At 62.1% G+C, this 19407-nt stretch carries 19 protein-coding genes; 12 read left to right on the top strand and 7 right to left on the bottom strand.

Annotation, left to right across the window (positions count from 1 at the left end; genetic code table 11):
- Nucleotides 1-8 precede the first annotated feature (8 nt).
- Genes HU762_RS25090 through HU762_RS25080 form a run of 3 tightly spaced genes read right to left on the bottom strand, consistent with a single transcriptional unit; the run spans nt 9 to nt 1688 of the window.
- Complete coding sequence (locus tag HU762_RS25090) at nt 9-599, bottom strand: LON peptidase substrate-binding domain-containing protein (protein ID WP_186641477.1); 591 nt, start codon at nt 597-599, stop codon at nt 9-11.
- Nucleotides 600-609: 10 nt separating this feature from the next.
- Nucleotides 610-1326, bottom strand: a complete 717-nt coding sequence (locus tag HU762_RS25085; RefSeq protein WP_186613720.1) for an LrgB family protein — start codon at nt 1324-1326, stop codon at nt 610-612.
- A complete protein-coding gene (locus tag HU762_RS25080) occupies nt 1323-1688 on the bottom strand; it encodes a CidA/LrgA family protein (RefSeq protein WP_186641470.1) in 366 nt (121 codons plus the stop codon). The genes HU762_RS25085 and HU762_RS25080 overlap by 4 nt, the downstream gene beginning before the upstream one ends.
- A gap of 189 nt (nt 1689-1877) precedes the next feature.
- Between HU762_RS25080 and HU762_RS25075 the strand changes: the two genes are divergently transcribed.
- From HU762_RS25075 to HU762_RS25065, 3 genes are all read left to right on the top strand, one after another.
- Entirely contained in the window at nt 1878-2333 is a 456-nt protein-coding gene (locus HU762_RS25075; protein ID WP_186641468.1) for a MaoC family dehydratase, read from the top strand.
- Between the two features lie 93 nt (nt 2334-2426).
- A complete protein-coding gene (locus tag HU762_RS25070; RefSeq protein ID WP_186641466.1) occupies nt 2427-4145 on the top strand; it encodes a C13 family peptidase in 1719 nt (572 codons plus the stop codon).
- 27 nt (nt 4146-4172) lie between these two features.
- Entirely contained in the window at nt 4173-4814 is a 642-nt protein-coding gene (locus HU762_RS25065) for an NAD(P)H-binding protein (protein WP_186641456.1), read from the top strand.
- 73 nt (nt 4815-4887) lie between these two features.
- Here HU762_RS25065 and HU762_RS25060 read toward each other — a convergent pair whose 3' ends face one another.
- The 4 genes from HU762_RS25060 to HU762_RS25045 all read right to left on the bottom strand — a co-directional run bounded on the left by HU762_RS25060 (nt 4888) and on the right by HU762_RS25045 (nt 9177).
- Nucleotides 4888-5172: a YceK/YidQ family lipoprotein gene (locus HU762_RS25060; RefSeq protein WP_186641454.1), complete on the bottom strand. Its 285-nt coding sequence runs from the start codon at nt 5170-5172 to the stop codon at nt 4888-4890.
- Nucleotides 5165-5812 (bottom strand): flavin prenyltransferase UbiX, encoded by a 648-nt coding sequence (ubiX, locus tag HU762_RS25055; protein WP_186641451.1) that lies wholly within the window; start codon nt 5810-5812, stop codon nt 5165-5167. The genes HU762_RS25060 and ubiX overlap by 8 nt, the downstream gene beginning before the upstream one ends.
- On the bottom strand, nt 5809-7158 hold the full coding sequence (gene mpl, locus HU762_RS25050; protein ID WP_186641448.1) for a UDP-N-acetylmuramate:L-alanyl-gamma-D-glutamyl-meso-diaminopimelate ligase: 1350 nt from the start codon (nt 7156-7158) through the stop codon (nt 5809-5811). Before mpl ends, ubiX begins: the two co-directional genes overlap by 4 nt.
- A 114-nt stretch (nt 7159-7272) precedes the next feature.
- On the bottom strand, nt 7273-9177 hold the full coding sequence (locus HU762_RS25045) for a sigma-54-dependent Fis family transcriptional regulator (protein WP_186641446.1): 1905 nt from the start codon (nt 9175-9177) through the stop codon (nt 7273-7275).
- A gap of 469 nt (nt 9178-9646) precedes the next feature.
- Between HU762_RS25045 and HU762_RS25040 the strand changes: the two genes are divergently transcribed.
- The 9 genes from HU762_RS25040 (at nt 9647) to HU762_RS25000 (ending at nt 19191) form a co-directional block, all read left to right on the top strand.
- Entirely contained in the window at nt 9647-11167 is a 1521-nt protein-coding gene (locus tag HU762_RS25040; RefSeq protein ID WP_186641444.1) for an aldehyde dehydrogenase family protein, read from the top strand.
- Nucleotides 11168-11371: 204 nt separating this feature from the next.
- Nucleotides 11372-12820, top strand: coding sequence for an ethanolamine permease (eat, locus tag HU762_RS25035; protein ID WP_186641442.1), 1449 nt, complete (start codon nt 11372-11374; stop codon nt 12818-12820).
- Nucleotides 12821-12877: 57 nt separating this feature from the next.
- Nucleotides 12878-14272 carry an ethanolamine ammonia-lyase subunit EutB gene (locus tag HU762_RS25030; RefSeq protein ID WP_186641440.1) on the top strand — a complete coding sequence of 465 codons (1395 nt, stop codon included), beginning with the start codon at nt 12878-12880 and terminating at the stop codon, nt 14270-14272.
- 11 nt (nt 14273-14283) lie between these two features.
- On the top strand, nt 14284-15108 hold the full coding sequence (eutC, locus tag HU762_RS25025; RefSeq protein WP_186641438.1) for an ethanolamine ammonia-lyase subunit EutC: 825 nt from the start codon (nt 14284-14286) through the stop codon (nt 15106-15108).
- Nucleotides 15109-15214: 106 nt separating this feature from the next.
- Nucleotides 15215-15676: a GNAT family N-acetyltransferase gene (locus HU762_RS25020; RefSeq protein WP_186641436.1), complete on the top strand. Its 462-nt coding sequence runs from the start codon at nt 15215-15217 to the stop codon at nt 15674-15676.
- 473 nt (nt 15677-16149) lie between these two features.
- Nucleotides 16150-16806, top strand: a complete 657-nt coding sequence (locus HU762_RS25015; RefSeq protein ID WP_186641433.1) for a DedA family protein — start codon at nt 16150-16152, stop codon at nt 16804-16806.
- A gap of 6 nt (nt 16807-16812) precedes the next feature.
- Nucleotides 16813-17625, top strand: a complete 813-nt coding sequence (locus HU762_RS25010) for a M90 family metallopeptidase (protein WP_186641431.1) — start codon at nt 16813-16815, stop codon at nt 17623-17625.
- Nucleotides 17626-17736: 111 nt separating this feature from the next.
- A complete protein-coding gene (ppa, locus tag HU762_RS25005) occupies nt 17737-18264 on the top strand; it encodes an inorganic diphosphatase (protein WP_186641429.1) in 528 nt (175 codons plus the stop codon).
- A gap of 195 nt (nt 18265-18459) precedes the next feature.
- Nucleotides 18460-19191 (top strand): helix-turn-helix transcriptional regulator, encoded by a 732-nt coding sequence (locus HU762_RS25000; RefSeq protein ID WP_186641495.1) that lies wholly within the window; start codon nt 18460-18462, stop codon nt 19189-19191.
- Nucleotides 19192-19407 lie beyond the last annotated feature (216 nt).

The following is a 19407-nucleotide window of genomic DNA, read 5'->3' as shown; positions in this document are numbered from 1 at the left end:
CAGTCGTGTCAGGCGAACAGTTCGCCCTGCAATTCATCGAGCAAGGCCTGGATCGCATCCAGGCGCTGCTGGGGATCGTCGAGTTGCAGCAGGTCGATCTTGTCCAGTTCGTTGAACGGCAGCAGATAGGCCAGTTGATTGGCCAGCGATTGCTGGCCGGTCGCTTCGGTGCCCATGTTCAGCGCTTCGACCATGGGGTGTTCGGCCAGGGCCTTGAGCAAGGCGACCAGATCGGCGTCTTCATCCTGTAGCGGTTGTTCCGGCTCGTCCTCGAGCCACTCGACCTCTGCCACGGTGAGTTGATCGGCCTGGACGCAGCTGCTGTGCACTAGGAATCGTCGTCCGCCCTGCACGCGAATACCCAGCAGGCCATTCTCTTGCTGGGAAAAATCGGTGATCAGCGCTTCACAACCTACCCGCGCATAGCCGTCCGGCGCGATTCCAACCTCCTCGCCGTCGAGGATGCAGACCACGCCGAAGCCTTCGCCCTTTTTCATGCAGCGCCCGATCATGTCCAGGTAACGCGCCTCGAATATCTGCAGATCGAGAGTGCAACCAGGGAACAGTACGGTGTTCAACGGGAACAGCGGCAAGCTCATAACCCATTCCTTAAACAGTCATCGACACCACCAGCGGCAGCAACACCGCCGTGGCCACGCCCATCAGACTCATCGCCAGTGCCGCGAAGGCACCCGACTCCTCGCTTTCCTGCAACGCCACCGACGTACCCACCGCATGGGCGGTCAGGCCCAGGGCCATGCCACGGGCCTCAGGACTGTGGACACCCAGCCGGGTCAAAATGCTCGGGCCCAAAATCGCCCCGAGCACGCCCGTGATCAACACGAACACCGCCGCCATCGCCGCCACGCCGCCGATCTGCTCGGCCACCAGCATGGCGATCGGCGAGGTCACGGACTTGGGCGCCATGGTCATCAGAATCATGTGTTCGGCGCCGAAGGCCCAGCCCAGTACCACCGCAGAACCGGTGGCGAACACCCCGCCTATCACCAGCGTAGTAAAAATCGGCCAGAACAATTGACGGATTCGCCGCAGGTTCAAATACAACGGCACCGCGAGCGCCACCGTGGCCGGACCCAGCAGAATGCTGAGAATTTCTGTGCTCTTGCGGTACTCCGCGTAACTGATGCCGCAGCCGACCAGCACAGCGATCAACAGCAGCATCGACATCAATACCGGTTGCAGGAACACCCAGCGGGTCTTTTCGAACGCCGCCAAGACCAGTTGATAAGCGCCCAGGGTAATGCCGATGCCGAACAGTGGATGATGAATCACCGAAGTCCAGGCGCCCTGCCAGTCGAACATCATTGGGCGTCCTCCGGCTCGACACTGTGACGCCGGGACAGGCGCTGCATCAGCACGCCCGTCAACGCCACGGACAGGATCAAGGACAACACCAGTGCACCGACAATCGCCCAGAAGTCGGCGGCAATCGCCCGCGCGTACACCATCACCCCCACCGCCGGCGGCACCAGCAGCAACGGCAGATAACGCAACAGGCTGCTGGCGGCCAGGTTTAACGGCTCGCTGACTTCTCCGCGGATGATCAGGTAGCCCAGCAACAGCAGCAGGCCAATGATCGGCCCCGGCAGGATTGGCAGGAACAAATGATTCAAGGCGGTGCCCAGCAATTGGAACAGCACCAGCCAGGTCAGGCCCCGTAACAACATCCGCTCTCTCCCCTGCAACACTTACTCAAAGAATGCGCCGGCATTATAAGCACGCCGGCGCTATGGTTCGGCATTCGTAAAAAGCATGGTCGATGACCTTCCCGGCGCGCCATGTTGATCTACAGTGGTTCTCGGGGGCGCAGATCCCCGTTCCAAAAAAGCAGGACAGATGAACCAAGGAGAGTCTCAATGCCCTACGTTCCCGTAACAGCGCTCAAAGATTATGTCGGCAAGGAACTTGGACGTTCCGACTGGCTGACCATCGACCAGGACCGCATCAACCTGTTCGCCGAAGCCACCGGCGACTTCCAGTTCATCCATGTCGACCCGGTCAAGGCCGCGCAGACCCCGTTCGGCAGCACCATCGCCCACGGGTTCCTGTCGCTGTCACTGATGCCCAAATTGATGGAAGACATCCTGATCCTGCCCGAGGGCGTGAAAATGGTCGTCAACTACGGGCTGGACAGCGTGCGTTTCATCCAACCGGTAAAAGTCGACTCCAAGGTCCGCCTCAAGGTCGACCTGGTGGAAGTCACCGAGAAAAAGCCCGGCCAATGGCTGCTCAAGGCCATCGCCACCCTGGAAATCGAAGGGTCGGACAAACCGGCCTACATTGCCGAGCCGCTGTCGCTCTGCTTCGTGTAAACCCCCGCGGTCGCGAAACCGCTCATGCAGTTTCGCATCGCTTCAACGCGCATAGCTGCGGCATACTCCTCGCCTGATTACTTGGATCCGGTTATGCGCGCACTTGTCCCCCTGACTCTGGCCCTATTGCTCACCGCTTGTGGCGACGGCGAATCGCTGTTGCCCCCCGATGCGCGCCTGCCCGACGGCGGGCGCTATCGCGGCGATCTGGTGGATGGGCTCTTGCAAGGCCAGGGCCGCATCGATTACCCCAACGGCAGCTGGTACGCCGGCCAATTCGACAAAGGCCAGTGGCATGGCACCGGGGAATGGCATGGCAGCAATGGCGAAGTCTATCGCGGCCAGTTCCAGCAAGGCCTGTTCCACGGCCAGGGCAGCCTGACTACACCGACCAGCAGCTACACCGGCAGCTTCAAGCTGGGCCGGCGGGACGGCGAAGGGACGCTCAAGGAAAACGGCATGACCTACCGGGGCGAGTTCAAGGCCGACCGCTACTCCGGTCTCGGACGCCTGGAGCTCGACGACGGCAGCCAATACCAGGGCCCCTTCGCCAACGGCAAGCCCAACGGCGAAGGCCAGCGCTTCGATGCCAGCGGCAACCAATTCACCGGGCACTTCGTCGACGGCCAGCTCCAGGGCAAGGGCACCTTCAACAGCGCCGATGGCGACGTTTATGTCGGCGGCTTCAGGAACAACCAACTCAACGGTCGTGGCCGCTACGAAAATGCCGATGGCGACGTCTGGATCGGTCAGTTCAAGGACGGCGCGCTGACCGGCAAGGGCGAGTTGATTGGCGCCGACGGCAGCCATTACCTCGGCCGCTTCAATGAATGGCGCTTCACCGGTGAGGGCCGCCTCAACCTGCCCGACGGCAGCTTCTACATCGGCCAGTTCGAAGGCGACAGCTACCACGGGCGCGGCACCCTGGTGCTGACCGACGGCACTGTGCAAAGCGGCACCTGGGCCAACGGCCAGCGGATACGCGACGCCGACGGCAAGCTGCTGCCGGACGTCCTGGAACTCGGCGTCCTGGCCCAAGGCCGGCTGCTGGACGATGCCCTCGCCAACATCCCGGCCTCGACCCCGGCCGTGGAACTGTACAGCTTGACCCTGGGCGGCGACGGCAAGCAAAGCGTGTTCCTGCGCGAATCCGACTACGTCGCCAACATGCTCGCCAGCCGTTTCAACGCATTTGGCCAGATCCGACTGGTGAACCACCGCGATCACCTCGGCGATCGGCCCATGGCCAGCCGTGAAAGCCTGCGCCGTGCCGCCGCTACCCTGGCCGAGCGCAGCGGCCCGGAAGACCTGATCTTCATCTACCTGACCAGCCACGGCACCAGCGAGCATGAATTGGTGCTCGATCAACCACGCATGGAACTGGCCGACCTGCCCGCCGATGAACTGGCCGTGGTCCTGGCGCCGCTGAAGAATCGCGACAAGATCGTGGTGATTTCAGCCTGTTATTCCGGCGGTTTCATCCCGGCCCTGAAAAATGAGCGCACGCTGGTCATGACCGCGTCCCGGGCCGACCGGGTGTCTTTTGGCTGTTCCGAAGAAGCCAACTTCACCTACTTCGGCGACGCCCTGTTCGCCCAGGCGCTGAACCAGACCGACGACCTGGAACAAGCCTTCAAGCTCGCCAAGGGCATCGTTGCCGAACGGGAGCAGGCGGACAACTTCGAAGCCTCGGAGCCGCAGATCTGGGCGCCCCGGACCGTATTGTCCCACTGGCAATTGCTGCGCAAACAACAGGCGCGAAAAGCATTGCAAAGTGCTGCACTGAACGACGAGGGTAAAAAGAGCAACTAAGCTGAACCGTATCAAGGGGGAAACACTATGTACTTGACGCCTCAGCATGTTTTGCTCGCCGGCGCGACCGGGTTGACCGGGGAACATCTACTGGACCGGCTGCTCAACGAGCCGACCATTACTCGGGTACTGGCGCCTTCCCGCCGGCCTCTGGCCGAGCATCCGCACTTGGAGAATCCGGTTGGGGAACCGGCCGAGGTGCTGCCAAGCTTGGCCGGCCCGGTCGATATCGCTTTCTGCTGCCTCGGCACGACGATCAAGAAAGCCGGCTCCGAACAAGCCTTCCGGGCGGTGGACCTGGATCTGGTGGTGGCCTTCGCCAAACGCGCCCGCGAACTCGGCGCGCGACACCTGATCGTGATCAGCGCCTTGAATGCCGATGCGAAGTCATCGATTTTCTACAACCGGGTCAAAGGCGAGATGGAAGAAGCCCTGAAGGCCCAGGACTGGCCGCAACTGACTATCTGCCGCCCTTCCCTGTTGTTGGGCGACCGCGTCGAACCGCGACTGGCCGAGCAACTGGCCGGGCCTTTGTCGAAGCTGATCCCAGGCAAGTACCACGGCATCGAAGCCTGCCAATTGGCCCGGGCCATGTGGCGGCTGGCGCTGGAAGAAGAGGAGGGGGTGCGGGTGGTGGAGTCGGATGAGTTGCGCAGGCTTGGCAAATGAAATGACACCTGGGACTGTGGCGAGGGGATTTATCCCCTCGCCACAGTTAGATCTTTTTAAGTCAGAATTGGTGCTACAACCCACCCGTGGCCTGAAATCCCACACCTAATGCCGTGAACAACGACAGCGGCAACAACAAGGTATCGAGCAGCGCACTGCCCGGAAGATCCACACCCGGATAACTCGGCGCCTCGGCACCAAAGCGGTCCTTGGCGCAGCAACCACCGTTCAGGGCGTAAAGATCCAGGCGCGTGCCCGCGTATACCACCGGCGCACCCGGTTTGGCGGCGTCGAGCGTGCGGGCGGTGGCGCAACCGGTCAGTTGCAGCGCCAGCAGCACGATCAGCAGCTTATTCATCACTGCTCAAATGATGCTCACCCCAGCGCGGCAACATGTCCTGGGGGATGTTCAGCAGATTGAGAATCCGCGCGACCACGAAATCGATCAAGTCGTCGATGGTTTGCGGCTGGTGATAGAAGCCCGGCGAGGCCGGCAGGATGGTCACGCCCATGTTCGACAGCTTGAGCATGTACTCAAGGTGAATGCTCGAATACGGCGCTTCCCGCGGTACGAGGATCAACTGGCGGCGCTCCTTGAGCGTGACGTCCGCGGCGCGCTCGATCAGGTTGTTGCAAGCCCCGGTGGCAATGGCCGACAGCGTCCCGGTGGAACACGGCACCACCACCATGGCCGCCGGCGCACCGGAACCCGAAGCCACCGGCGACATCCAGTCTTCCTTGCCGTACACGCGAATCTGCCCCGCCGCCGCACCGGTATATTCGGTGAGGAAGGCCTGCATCATCTGCGTCTTGGGTGGCAGGGTCACGTCAGTCTCGGTGGCCATCACCAATTGCGCGGCCTTGGAGATCAGGAAGTGCACCTCGCGGTCTTCGCGCACCAGGCAATCGAGCAAGCGCAAGCCATACTGGGCGCCGGACGCACCGGTCATTGCCAGCGTGATGCGCTCCGGGCCGCCGTCCTGCAAAAGAGTGCTCATTTCAGCGCCTCGGCGAGTTTGCCGTGCAGGCCGCCGAAGCCGCCGTTGCTCATGATCACCACGTGAGTGCCGGGCTGGGCCTGGCTTTTCACCCGCTCGATAATGCCTTCCAGGGAATCGCTGACAATCGACGGCACCGTGCACAGCGCGGCGATCGCGCCGAGGTCCCAACCGAGGTTGGCCGGTGCGTACCAGATGACCTGATCGGCATCGACCACGCTTTCCGGCAGGCCATCACGGTGCGCGCCGAGCTTCATGGAGTTGGAGCGCGGCTCGATGATGGCAATCAGCGGCGCGTCGCCGATGCGCTTGCGCAAACCGTCAAGGGTGGTGGCGATGGCCGTCGGGTGGTGAGCGAAGTCGTCATAGATGGTGATGCCGTTGACCTCGGCGACTTTCTCCATCCGCCGTTTTACGCTTTTGAAGGCGCTCAACGCGGCAACGCCCATGGAGGGCACGACGCCGACATGCCGTGCTGCCGCCAAGGTGGCCAGGGCGTTGGCGACGTTGTGTTGGCCGGTCATGTCCCACTCGACCACGCCTTGGGATTGGCCCTCGAACATCACTTCGAACTCCGAGCCGTCATCCTTGAGCAACTTCACCTGCCATTGGCCGCCCGCGCCGGTGGTCTGCACCGGGGTCCAGCAACCCATTTCGATGACGCGCTGCAGAGCAGGCTCGGTGGTCGGATGGATGACCAGGCCTTCGCTTGGAATCGTGCGGACCAAATGGTGGAATTGCCGCTCGATGGCCGGCAGATCAGGGAAGATGTCGGCGTGATCGAACTCCAGGTTGTTCAAGATCGCCGTACGCGGACGGTAGTGGACGAATTTCGAACGCTTGTCGAAGAACGCGCTGTCGTATTCATCGGCCTCGATCACGAAGAACGGCGTACCGCCCAGGCGTGCCGACACCGAGAAGTTCTGCGGCACGCCGCCAATCAAGAAGCCAGGGCTCATGCCTGCGTGCTCCAACACCCAGGCGAGCATGCTGCTGGTGGTGGTCTTGCCGTGGGTACCGGCCACGGCCAGGACCCAACGCCCCTGCAACACATGATCGGCCAGCCACTGCGGCCCGGACACGTACGGCAGGCCTTTGTTGAGCACGTATTCCACCGCCGGGTTGCCACGGGACATGGCATTGCCGATCACCACCAGGTCCGGCGCCGGGTCCAACTGCGCCGGGTCATAACCTTGGGTCAGCTCGATGCCCTGGGCTTCAAGTTGCGTGCTCATCGGCGGGTAGACGTTGGCGTCGGAACCGGTCACGTGATGGCCCAGCTCCTTGGCCAGGACCGCCATCGAACCCATGAAAGTGCCGCAAATACCGAGAATATGGATGTGCATAGTCGACCTCGTAAAACATGGCCGCAGGTTAGCGTAGGGAGGGGGAAACCGCACTCTTTCTGATCTGATCGATTGATCGTTCCTACGCTCCGCGTGGGTACGATCGTCCGTAGCTCAGCGAGCGATGGCGTGTTTGCGCAGCTTGCGGTAGAGGGTATTGCGGCTGATCCCCAGTTGCGCCGCCGTGTGGGTCATGTGCCAGCGCTGGCGCTCCAGGGCATCGAGCAATGCCAGGCGCTCGGCGTCTTCCAGCGGCCGCTCCGCCACCGTTTCAACCACTGCCACCGGACGCTGGCGAATCATCGCCGGCAAGTCCTCGATCCCAATCCGCCCGCCATCACACAACGCGGCAAGGGTCCGCAGCACATTGCGTAGTTGCCGCACGTTGCCCGGCCAATCGAATCCCAGCAGTGCCTGGCGCGCTGGTTCGTCGATGAACACGGTGTCGGCGCCACTCTCCTCGGCCAGCAGGAAATCCAGCAGTTGGGCTTTATCACTGCGCTCGCGCAACGCCGGCAACGGGATTTCCAGGCCGTTGAGCCGGTAATACAAATCCTCCCGAAAACTGCCGTCCTGGACCCGGTCGAGCAATTGCCGGTGGGTGGCGCTGATGATGCGCACGTTCACCGCCTCGGGTTCGCCGCCGATGGGCACTACCTGGCGATCTTCCAGCACCCGCAGTAAACGGGTCTGCAAGGCCAGGGGCATGTCGCCGATTTCATCGAGGAATAGCGTGCCGCCGTCGGCCTGTTGCAGCTTGCCGCGCATGCCTTCCTTGCGCGCGCCAGTGAAGCTGCCGCCGCGATAACCGAACAGCTCGCTCTCGATCAGGCTTTCCGGGATGGCCGCGCAGTTGAGGGCGACGAAATTTTTCCCGGCGCGCTGGCTGGCGTGGTGCACCGCCTTGGCGAACGCCTCCTTGCCGGAGCCGGTTTCGCCGTGGATCAACAGCGGCACGTCGCGCTCGAAGACTCGCAGCGCCTTGCGAAAATGCTCCTGTAACGCCGCGTCGCCGAGGCAGATGCCCGGCAGGCGTGCGGGTTCGACAACTTTGAGCTTCGGCGCGACCGGCGCCGGCACGCTACGAGGCTGGCCGCGCAGGACAGCGAACAGCGGCCGGCCGTCGCGAGTGCGCAACGGCCAACTTGCACTCGCCTGGGCGCTGGCCCGGCCCAGCAACTCATCCAGCGAACAATCGAAAAAGTCCTCGACGCGCTGGCCGAGCAGGCTGCCACGGATGTGTCCCAACAGGTTCAACGCGCTCTGGTTGACCGCGTTAATCCGCCCTTCGCCGTCGAACGCCAGCAAACCCTCACTGAACAGTCCCACGGACTCGGCCTGCAAGTGAAAGCGCAGCAGCCATTGATTGTCGAAGCAGCGGAGGAAATAGCAGCTCTCGATCATCTTCGCCGAGAGATTGACCAGGGCCATGGTGTGGAACTGGCTCTGGCGCGAGACGTCTGGCCGGGCCGAGGACACGTCGAGCACCGCCAGCAGTTCGCCCTGGGGATCGAACACGGGGCTGGCCGAGCAGGTCAGGCCGGTGTGACGACCGCGAAAGTGTTCTTCCTGGTGGATGGTCAGGGCCTGGCGCTCCACCAGGCAGGTGCCGATGCCGTTGGTGCCTTCGCAGGCTTCGCTCCAGTCGGCGCCAAGCCAGAGGCCGGCCCGTTCGAAAATCTTCCGTTCGCTGGGGGCGGTGACGCAATTGAGGATCACGCCCCGGGCGTCGGTCAGCAGCACCGCGTGGCCAGCGCCGGACAGTTGCTGGTGCAGGCTGGTCATTTCATTGCCGGCGATGTGCAGCACTTGTTGCAGGCGCTCGCGGCTTTCCAGCACACGGCCATGCTCCAGCACCGTCGGCGCCAGGTTCTGGGCCGGGTCGAGGTGATAGTCCTCGAGGCAGCGCAGCCAGGAACGGGCAATCGACGGATCGCTGCCAGGGCCCTGCAGATGGGCCTTGCCTTGGGTGACCGTCAGGACTTGCCGGGCATGGCGACTCAAATGGTTGCTGTGCATTTCTTATTGTTCTCCCCGAAGGACCTTTTGGACCTGCCGACACATTACCCCGTGGCGAGGGAGCTTGCTCCCGCTGGGCTGCGCAGCAACCCCAAAACCTGAGTTTGCGGTGTATCAGGCTGACCGAGTTGGCTGCCTTGGGACCGCTTCGCGGTCAGCGGGAGCAAGCTCCCTCGCCACAAAAGCGGTCCGTCCATGGCCTCGCCGTCGGAGCCAGCATCCTCCAGCCCAATCGCCTTTGCAATGCTGGCGCGACCTGCCGGTCACAGACCGTCTCGTATCTGGCACAAACTGTCACACCTTGCGTATCGCAACCGTGACACAGGCCCTCCGTTTGTCCGGCCAACTCCTCCTAAAGTCTTGATTTCCGGGCCCTGCAAGGCAATGGCCCAACCTTTGCTCTAGGCTTAAGTACCAGCGCGTTTTTGCGCGGCTCCCTAATAAGCACAAAAGCCAAGGAGAACTCATCATGCGTTACGCTCACCCCGGTACTGAAGGCGCTATCGTTTCGTTCAAGGCAAAATACGGCAACTACATCGGCGGCGAGTTCGTCGCGCCGGTCAAAGGTCAGTACTTCACCAATACGTCCCCGGTCAATGGCCAGCCGATTGCCGAATTCCCGCGTTCCACCGCCGAAGACATTGAAAAGGCCCTGGACGCCGCGCACGCCGCCGCTGATGCCTGGGGTGCCACGTCGGCCCAGGCCCGTTCGCTGATCCTGCTGAAAATCGCCGACCGCATCGAAGCGAACCTCGAAACCCTGGCGATCACCGAATCCTGGGACAACGGCAAGGCCGTGCGCGAAACCCTCAACGCCGACATCCCCCTGGCCGCCGACCACTTCCGCTACTTCGCCGGTTGCCTGCGGGCCCAGGAAGGCAGCGCCGCCGAGATCGACGGCAACACCGTGGCCTATCACATCCACGAACCGCTGGGCGTGGTCGGGCAGATCATCCCGTGGAACTTCCCGCTGCTGATGGCCGCCTGGAAACTCGCCCCGGCCCTCGCCGCCGGGAACTGCGTGGTGCTCAAGCCCGCCGAGCAAACCCCATTGGGCATCTGCGTGCTCATGGAACTGATCGGCGACCTGCTGCCGCCGGGCGTGCTGAACGTGGTGCAAGGTTTCGGCAAAGAAGCCGGCGAAGCCCTCGCCACCAGCAAGCGCATCGCCAAGATTGCCTTCACCGGTTCCACCCCGGTGGGCTCGCACATCATGAAATGCGCCGCCGAGAACATCATCCCGTCCACCGTGGAACTGGGCGGCAAGTCGCCGAACATCTTCTTCGAAGACATCATGCAGGCCGAGCCGAGCTTCATCGAAAAAGCCGCCGAAGGCCTGGTGCTGGCGTTCTTCAACCAGGGCGAAGTCTGCACCTGCCCATCCCGCGCCCTGGTGCAGGAGTCGATCTACGACGAATTCATGCAAGTGGTGATGAAAAAGATCCAGCAGATCAAGCGCGGCGACCCGCTGGACACCGACACCATGGTCGGCGCCCAGGCGTCCGAGCAGCAATTCGACAAGATCCTGTCCTACTTGGAAATCGCCAAGGGCGAAGGCGCCGAGCTGCTGACCGGCGGCAAGGTGGAAAAACTCGAGGGCAGCCTGGCGACCGGGTATTACATCCAGCCGACCCTGCTCAAGGGCACCAACAAGATGCGCGTGTTCCAGGAAGAAATCTTCGGCCCGGTGGTGAGCATCACCACCTTCAAGGACGAAGCCGAAGCCCTGGCGATCGCCAACGACACCGAGTTCGGCCTTGGCGCCGGCCTCTGGACCCGCGACATCAACCGCGCCTACCGCATGGGCCGGGCGATCAAGGCCGGTCGCGTCTGGACCAACTGCTACCACCTGTACCCGGCGCACGCCGCGTTCGGTGGCTACAAGAAGTCCGGCGTCGGGCGTGAAACCCACAAGATGATGCTCGATCACTACCAGCAGACCAAGAACCTGCTGGTGAGCTACGACATCAATCCGTTGGGGTTCTTCTAACCTGCGGGAAATTGCGCCCGGCTGATCGTTCCTACGCTCTGCGTGGGAATGCAGCCAGGGACGCTCCGCGTCCCAAAGAGCCGAACGCGGAGCGTCCGTAGAGGCATTCCCACGCGGAGCGTGGGAACGATCCAATGCAACATTGGTTTCAAGAGCAGCCCCGCTCCAACAGGGCCAAAAAACAATAAAAACAGGTAAACCCTTATGCCAAGCGATCATGCAAATCCGCAACCGGCAACGTCCTCGGTCGACTTCGAAAAAGTCGGCTCCGAATATTTCCAACAACGCGAACTGAAAAAAGGCGCGGCGGGCTGGATCCTGCTGGTGGGCCTCGGCGTGGCCTATGTCATTTCCGGTGACTACGCCGGCTGGAACTTCGGCCTGGCCCAGGGCGGCTGGGGCGGGATGTTCCTGGCCACGCTGCTGATGGCCGCGATGTACCTGTGCATGTGCTTTTCCCTCGCCGAGCTGTCCTCGATGATCCCCACCGCCGGCGGCGGCTACGGCTTTGCCCGCAGCGCATTCGGGCCCTGGGGCGGGTTTCTCACGGGCACGGCGATCCTGATCGAATACGCCATCGCCCCGGCGGCGATTGCCGTGTTCATCGGCGCCTATTGCCAGTCATTGTTCGGCATTGGCGGCTGGATGATCTACCTGGCGTTCTACATTATTTTCATCGCCATCCACATATTCGGTGTCGGCGAAGCCCTCAAGCTGATGTTCATCATCACCGCCGTCGCCGCCCTGGCGCTGGGAGTTTTCCTGGTGGCGATGGTCCCGCACTTCAACGTCGCCAACCTGCTGGATATCCCGGTCACCGAGGCCGCGGGGGCCAGTTCGTTCCTGCCGTTCGGCTACGTCGGCGTCTGGGCAGCGATCCCTTATGCGATCTGGTTTTTCCTCGCCGTGGAAGGCGTGCCCCTGGCCGCTGAAGAAACCAAGAACCCCAAGCGCGACCTGCCGCGCGGCCTGATCGGCGCCATGCTGGTGTTGGTGGCCTTCGCCCTGCTGATCCTGGTGATCGGGCCGGGCGGCGCCGGCTCGAACGCGCTGATGGCGTCGGGCAACCCGCTGGTGGAAGCCCTGGCCAAGGCCTACGGCGGCTCGACCTGGATGGGACACTTCGTCAACCTTGTCGGCCTGGCCGGTTTGATTGCCAGTTTCTTCTCGATCATCTACGCCTACTCGCGGCAGATCTTTGCCTTGTCCCGCGCTGGCTACCTGCCGCGCAAACTCTCGGAAACCAATAAAAGCAAAGCACCGGTCTTGGCGCTGGTGATTCCCGGCATCATCGGTTTCGGCCTGTCCTTGACCGGCCAGGGCGACCTGTTGATTCTGGTGGCGGTGTTCGGCGCGACCATTTCCTACGTGCTGATGATGGCCGCGCACATCACCCTGCGCATCCGTCGCCCCAAAATGGACCGGCCGTACCGCACGCCGGGCGGCATCTTCACCTCGGGCGTGGCCCTGGTGTTGGCGTGCATCGCCGTGGTGGCGGGCTTCCTGGTCGATCCCCGAGTAGTGATCGGCGCCGCGATCATCTATGGAGTGTTAATTGCTTACTTTGCCTTCTACAGTCGGCATCACTTGGTCGCAGGTACCCCCGAAGAGGAATTCGCGGCCATTCAAAAAGCCGAAGAAGCCTTGCACTAAGCCGTAACGTGCCGAAAACCACGGCGCCGCCCAGCGGCGCCGTCACGGAGAACCTGTATGGCCAGTTTTGCACACACGGTCGGCGCCCAGACCTACCGCTTCGACAGCCTCAAAGACCTGATGGCCAAGGCCAGCCCGGCGCGTTCCGGAGATTTCCTCGCCGAGATCGCCGCGCTCAACGATGGCGAGCGCGTGGCCGCGCAAATGGCTTTGGCTGACTTGCCCCTCAGCCATTTCCTGCAAGAAATGCTGATTCCTTACGAGGTCGACGAAGTCACCCGGCTGATCGTCGACACTCACGATAAAAAAGCCTTCGCCACGGTCAGCCACCTCACGGTCGGCGGTTTTCGCGACTGGCTGCTCAGCGACGCCGCCGATGAACAAAGCCTGCGGGCACTGGCGCCCGGCCTGACGCCGGAAATGGTCGCCGCTGTCTCGAAGATCATGCGCGTGCAGGACCTGGTGCTGGTGGCGCAGAAAATCCGCGTGGTCACCCAGTTCCGCGGCACCCTTGGCCTACGCGGGCGACTGTCCACCCGCCTGCAACCCAACCACCCGACCGACGAACCGGCCGGGATCGCCGCGAGCATCCTCGACGGCCTGCTGTTCGGCAACGGCGACGCCATGATCGGCATCAACCCGGCCACCGACAGCACCGCCTCGATCTGCGCGATGCTGGAAATGCTCGACGCCATCATCCAGCGCTACGACATTCCCACCCAGGGCTGCGTGCTGACCCACGTCACCACCTCCATCGAAGCGGCGAACCGCGGCGTGCCCCTGGACCTGGTGTTCCAGTCCATCGCCGGCACCGAAGCGGCCAACGCCAGCTTCGGCATCAGCCTCAACATTTTGAAGGAAGGCTACGACGCCGGGCTCAGCCTGAATCGCGGCACCCTCGGCAACAACCTGATGTATTTCGAAACCGGCCAGGGCAGCGCGCTGTCAGCCAACGCCCACCACGGCGTCGATCAACAGACCTGCGAGACGCGGGCCTACGCCGTGGCGCGACATTTCAACCCGTTCCTGGTGAACACGGTTGTAGGCTTCATCGGCCCGGAATACCTGTACAACGGCAAACAGATCATCCGCGCCGGCCTCGAAGACCACTTCTGCGGCAAGCTTTTGGGCGTGCCGATGGGTTGCGACATCTGCTACACCAACCACGCCGAAGCCGACCAGGACGACATGGACACACTGCTGACGTTGCTGGGCGTGGCCGGGATCAACTTCATCATGGGCATCCCCGGCTCCGACGACATCATGCTCAACTACCAGACCACCTCGTTCCACGACGCCCTCTACGCCCGCCAGACCCTGGGCCTGAAACCGGCGCCGGAATTCGAAACGTGGCTGGCGAACATGGGCATCTTCACCCAGGCCGATGGCCGGGTGCGGTTTGGCGACAACCTGCCGCCGGCGTTTCGTCACGCCCTCGCACATTTGGGATAAGAGACCTGTCCATGGATAAACCACCTGTCGATCCACAAAACCCTTGGCTGAACCTGCGCAACCTGACCCCGGCGCGCATCGCCCTGGGCCGCACCGGCACCAGCCTGCCGACCTCGGCGCAACTGGACTTCCAGTTCGCCCACGCCCAAGCCCGCGATGCGGTGCACCTGGCGTTCGACCATCAAGGCATCCGCGCGCAACTCACTGAGCGCGGCCGTGAAAGCCTGCTACTGCACAGTGCGGCGGCAGATCGACACAGCTATCTACAACGCCCAGACCTGGGCCGACGGCTCGACGAGGCTTCGGTGCAGATTCTGCAGGACCACGCCACAGCCCATCCCGGCGGCGTGGACCTGGCCATCGTCGTGGCTGACGGCCTGTCGGCGCTGGCGGTGCATCGCCATACCTTGCCGTTTTTGGCGCGACTGGAAGAACAGATCACGACTGAAGGCTGGTCTGTGTCGCCCATCGTTCTGGTGGAGCAAGGCCGCGTCGCCGTGGCCGATGAAGTGGCCGAACGGCTCGGTGCCAAGATGTCGGTGATCCTCATCGGCGAACGCCCCGGCCTCAGCTCCCCCGACAGCCTGGGCCTGTATTTCACTTACGCACCCAAGGTCGGCCTGAACGATGCGTATCGCAACTGCATATCCAATGTCCGGCTCGAAGGCCTGAGCTACGGCATGGCGGCCCACCGCCTGATCTACCTGATGCGCGAGGCCTGTCGTCGGCAGCTCTCGGGGGTCAATCTGAAGGACGAAGCCCAGCTTCACACTCTAGAGTCGGAAAATGGTGCCGATATGAAAGGTAATTTCCTACTGGCGCCGCCCCCAAGCTGATCCTGATTTGCAATTGCGCTTTCGATCCGCTTTCAGGCAGCATCTTGGCACGGCGGTCCGACGTTGTTGTCAGACTTGATGTCGACCTTTGCAGACGAGACCTACCATGCGGATTATCCAAGCGACGCTGGAACACCTGGACCTGCTGACCCCATTGTTCGTCAAATACCGGGAATTCTACGGCTCGCTGCCCTACCCGGACTCGTCCCGGGCGTTCCTGGAAAAACGCCTGCGCCGCAAGGAATCGGTCATCTACCTGGCCCTGCCGGATGACGACGACAGCCGATTGCTGGGGTTCTGCCAGCTCTACCCAAGCTACTCGTCGCTGTCGCTCAAGCGCGTGTGGATCCTCAACGACATCTACGTCGCCGAAGACGCCCGCCGCCAACTCGTCGCCGACAACCTGATCCGCACCGCGAAGAAAATGGCCAAGGAAACCAACGCCGTCCGCATGCGCGTCTCCACCAGCAGCAACAACGACGTCGCGCAGAAAACCTACGAATCGATCGGCTTCAAGGAAGACACCGAGTTCAAGAACTACGTGCTGCCGATCAGCGAAGGGCTTTGAGCGCTATGGCTGGGTGAACCTCTGTGGCTGAGTGAACCCCCTGTGGCTGAGTAAAACCCCTGTGGCGAGGGAGCTTGCTCCCGCTGGGCTGCGCAGCAGCCCCAACCTTCCTGCAACCCAAAAATCCAATGACACAGCACCGCCCCCTGTGGCGAGGGGATTTATCCCCGTTGGGCTGCGCAGCAGCCCCCAAAACCTAAGCACCCGGTACACTAGGCTGCCCAAGTTGGCTGCCTTGGGACCGCTTCGCGGTCCAGCGGGAGCAAGCTCCCTCGCCACAAAAGCGATCCGAGTCAGGCCTCATCCAGCCCCTCCCCCAGAAATCCCCAGCTACAAACTCACCCCGCACTTCCCCCGCCCCGCCGTATAATGCCGCTCTTCCCGGCTTGTAAGAAAAAGCTACACACGCTGTAGTCATACTCAAAGCCAGACCCACCAGCCCGCCGAGCCGGGCCGCCACCAAGGTGTTACGCATGGACTTCAACCCCCTCGACCTCATTCTGCATCTCGACGTCTATCTCGACCTGCTGGTGACCAACTACGGGACATGGGTCTACGCCATCCTGTTTCTGGTGATCTTCTGTGAAACCGGCCTGGTGGTCATGCCGTTCCTGCCGGGCGATTCGTTGCTGTTCATCGCTGGCGCCGTAGCCGCCGGTGGCGCCATGGACCCGGTCCTGCTGGGCGGCCTGTTGATGCTCGCAGCCATCCTCGGCGACAGCACCAACTACATCATCGGCCGCACCGCCGGCGAAAAACTGTTCAGCAACCCCAACTCGAAAATCTTCCGCCGCGACTACCTGCAACAAACCCACGACTTCTACGCCAAGCACGGCGGCAAAACCGTGACCCTGGCGCGCTTCCTGCCGATCATCCGCACCTTCGCCCCCTTCGTTGCCGGCGTCGGCAAAATGCCCTACCCACGCTTCTTCGGCTTCAGCGTGCTGGGCACCATCCTCTGGGTCGGCGGCCTGGTGACCCTCGGCTACTTCTTCGGCAACGTGCCCTTCATCAAGCAAAACCTGTCGCTGCTGGTGGTCGGCATCATCCTGCTGTCGCTGCTGCCGATGATCATCGGCCTGGTGCGCAGCAAAATGAGCCAGCGCGGCTCGAACGCCGAAACGCGCTGATCGCCCATGTGGTCGCTAAGCAACTGGCGTCGCCGACGCACCCTCGCCAAACACCCCATTACCGAAGAAACCTGGCAGCGGGTGCGTCATCAGTTGAGCTTTCTCGACGGCATCAGCGTTGAAGAAGACCAATGGCTAAGGGAAGCCTGCGTACTGTTCCTGCACGACAAGCACCTCACCGCCCTGCCCGGCGTCGAACTGCACCAGGAACAACGCCTGCTGCTCGCCGCCCAAGCCCAATTGCCGCTGATGCACCTCGGCGAATTGAACTGGTACCAGGGCTTCCACGAAATCGTCCTCTACCCCGACGACTTCCTCAGCCCCCAGCGCTACCGCGACGCCAGCGGCATCGAACACGAGTGGGACGGCGAACACAGCGGCGAAGCCTGGCCCCAAGGCCCGATCATCCTGGCCTGGGACGGCGTGCTCGCCAGCGGCGGCTGGGAAGGCTACAACCTGGTGATCCACGAACTGGCGCACAAACTCGACATGCTCAACGGCGACGCCAACGGCCTGCCACCGCTGCACGCCGACATGCGCGTCGGCGACTGGGCCGAGGCCATGCAACACGCCTTCGACGACCTCAACCGCCAACTTGACCAGAACCCCGACGCTGAAACCGCCATCGATCCCTACGCGGCGGAAAACCCGGCGGAGTTCTTTGCCGTCACCAGCGAATACTTCTTCAGCGCCCCGGACCTGCTGCACCAGGCCTATCCGGCAGTGTATGAACAGCTCAAAGCGTTCTACCGCCAGGACCCGTTGGCCCGGCTGCGGCAACTTCAGGCCGAAGATCCGGTCTATCAGGCGTCATACTAAGGTCTCTACGACCCTGGTAACGTGGCATCAGCGGTCGAATATGCCTATAATCGCCGCCACTTTTTGGTCAATCCGACCAGTCATTTGGTCAACTAACGGGGGCACCGCCCAATGAGCTACAGCAAGATTCCGGCTGGCAAAGACCTGCCGAACGACATCTACGTCGCGATCGAAATCCCGGCCAACCACGCCCCGATCAAATACGAAATCGACAAAGACAGCGATTGCCTGTTCGTTGACCGTTTCATGGCCACCCCCATGTTCTACCCGGCCAACTACGGTTACATCCCCAACACCCTGGCCGACGACGGCGACCCCCTCGACGTGCTGGTCGTGACCCCTTACCCGGTTGCCCCAGGCTCGGTCATCCGCGCCCGTCCAGTCGGCATCCTGAACATGACCGACGACGGCGGCGGCGATTCCAAAGTCATCGCAGTGCCACACGACAAACTGTCGCAACTGTACGTCGACGTGAAGGAATACACCGACCTGCCGCCACTGCTGATCCAGCAGATCGAGCACTTCTTCGCGAACTACAAAGATCTCGAAAAAGGCAAGTGGGTCAAGATCGAAGGCTGGGCCGGCGCAGACGCCGCCCGCGAAGCGATCACCCAGTCGGTTGCCGCCTACAAAGGCTAAGACCGAACTAAGAAAGAACCCCGGCTCGTACCGGGGTTTTTTTATGCTTTCAGGGAAGTTAATACAACCTCGTATTAGCAGCGTTTAAATGCGTTTAACGCGCCAGTTTCGATTCCTGCAAACGGAAAGATCATCTTATAAATTTGCACGACATGTTTATTGCCGAACGCACGGTCGTCTCTAAACTTTCCGTTTATGAAAATACTTTCCAGTGGCGATCGCTTCAGAGCCCTTCTCAAAGAAGCCAACATCCGATCCGCCGACTTCGCGAAGTTGTACGGCGTGAAATCGCAGCACGTGAACAACTGGTTCAACCGTGGCATCCCACCGGGACGCATCTACAGCATCGCCGGCCTGCTGACCGTCAGCCCGCAATGGCTCGCCACCGGCGAAGGCCCACAGACCCCGCTCGGCCTCGGCCCCGGCATCACCTATGAAGCCGCCGAAAACGACGGCGTCTACAGCGTCGCGGAACCCACGGACATCGAACTGCCTTTCTATAAGGAAGTCCCCATCGCCCCCGGCGAAAGCAAAACCCACATCACCGAAATCCCCGACCAATCCATCCGCCTCCCACGCAGCCATTTAGAATCGCTCGAAATCGACCCTAAAGACGCCATCTGCACCACCATGGTCGGCGACAGCATGGCCGAACGCATCGAAGACGGCTCCACCCTCGCCATCGACCGCGGCTTGACGCAGATCGTTGATGGTCAGATCTATGCCCTCGAACACGACGGCATGTTGCGCATCAAATACCTGCATCGAATCCCCGGTAACCGACTGCGGCTGCGTAGTCATAACAGTGCTGCGTATCCGGACGAGGTCTTCAGCGCAGAACAGATCGACGCGCAACACATCCACGTGATCGGCTGGGTGTTCTGGTGGTCAACCCTCAACAAACAGAGACCGCCGGTGTTCGACTAACCCACCCAAGAGCAGAAACCGTGGCAGGAACTGCAATAGGAGCTGTGGCAGGAGCTTTTTTGTGGCGAGGGGATTTATCCCCGCTGGGCTGCGCAGCAGCCCCCTGTTTTCCCCCTGAATCACCCCTAACCCAATGATTCCACACCACTTACCACTGGGATTCCAAAGAAAACCCGCGTATCCTCCGCCCCACATTTGCGAGCCCACGCCTCGCAC

Source organism: Pseudomonas sp. SWRI92, assembly GCF_014268685.1.
GTDB classification, from domain to species: domain Bacteria; phylum Pseudomonadota; class Gammaproteobacteria; order Pseudomonadales; family Pseudomonadaceae; genus Aquipseudomonas; species Aquipseudomonas marvdashtae.
This window is presented reverse-complemented; position numbering and strand designations above follow the sequence as displayed.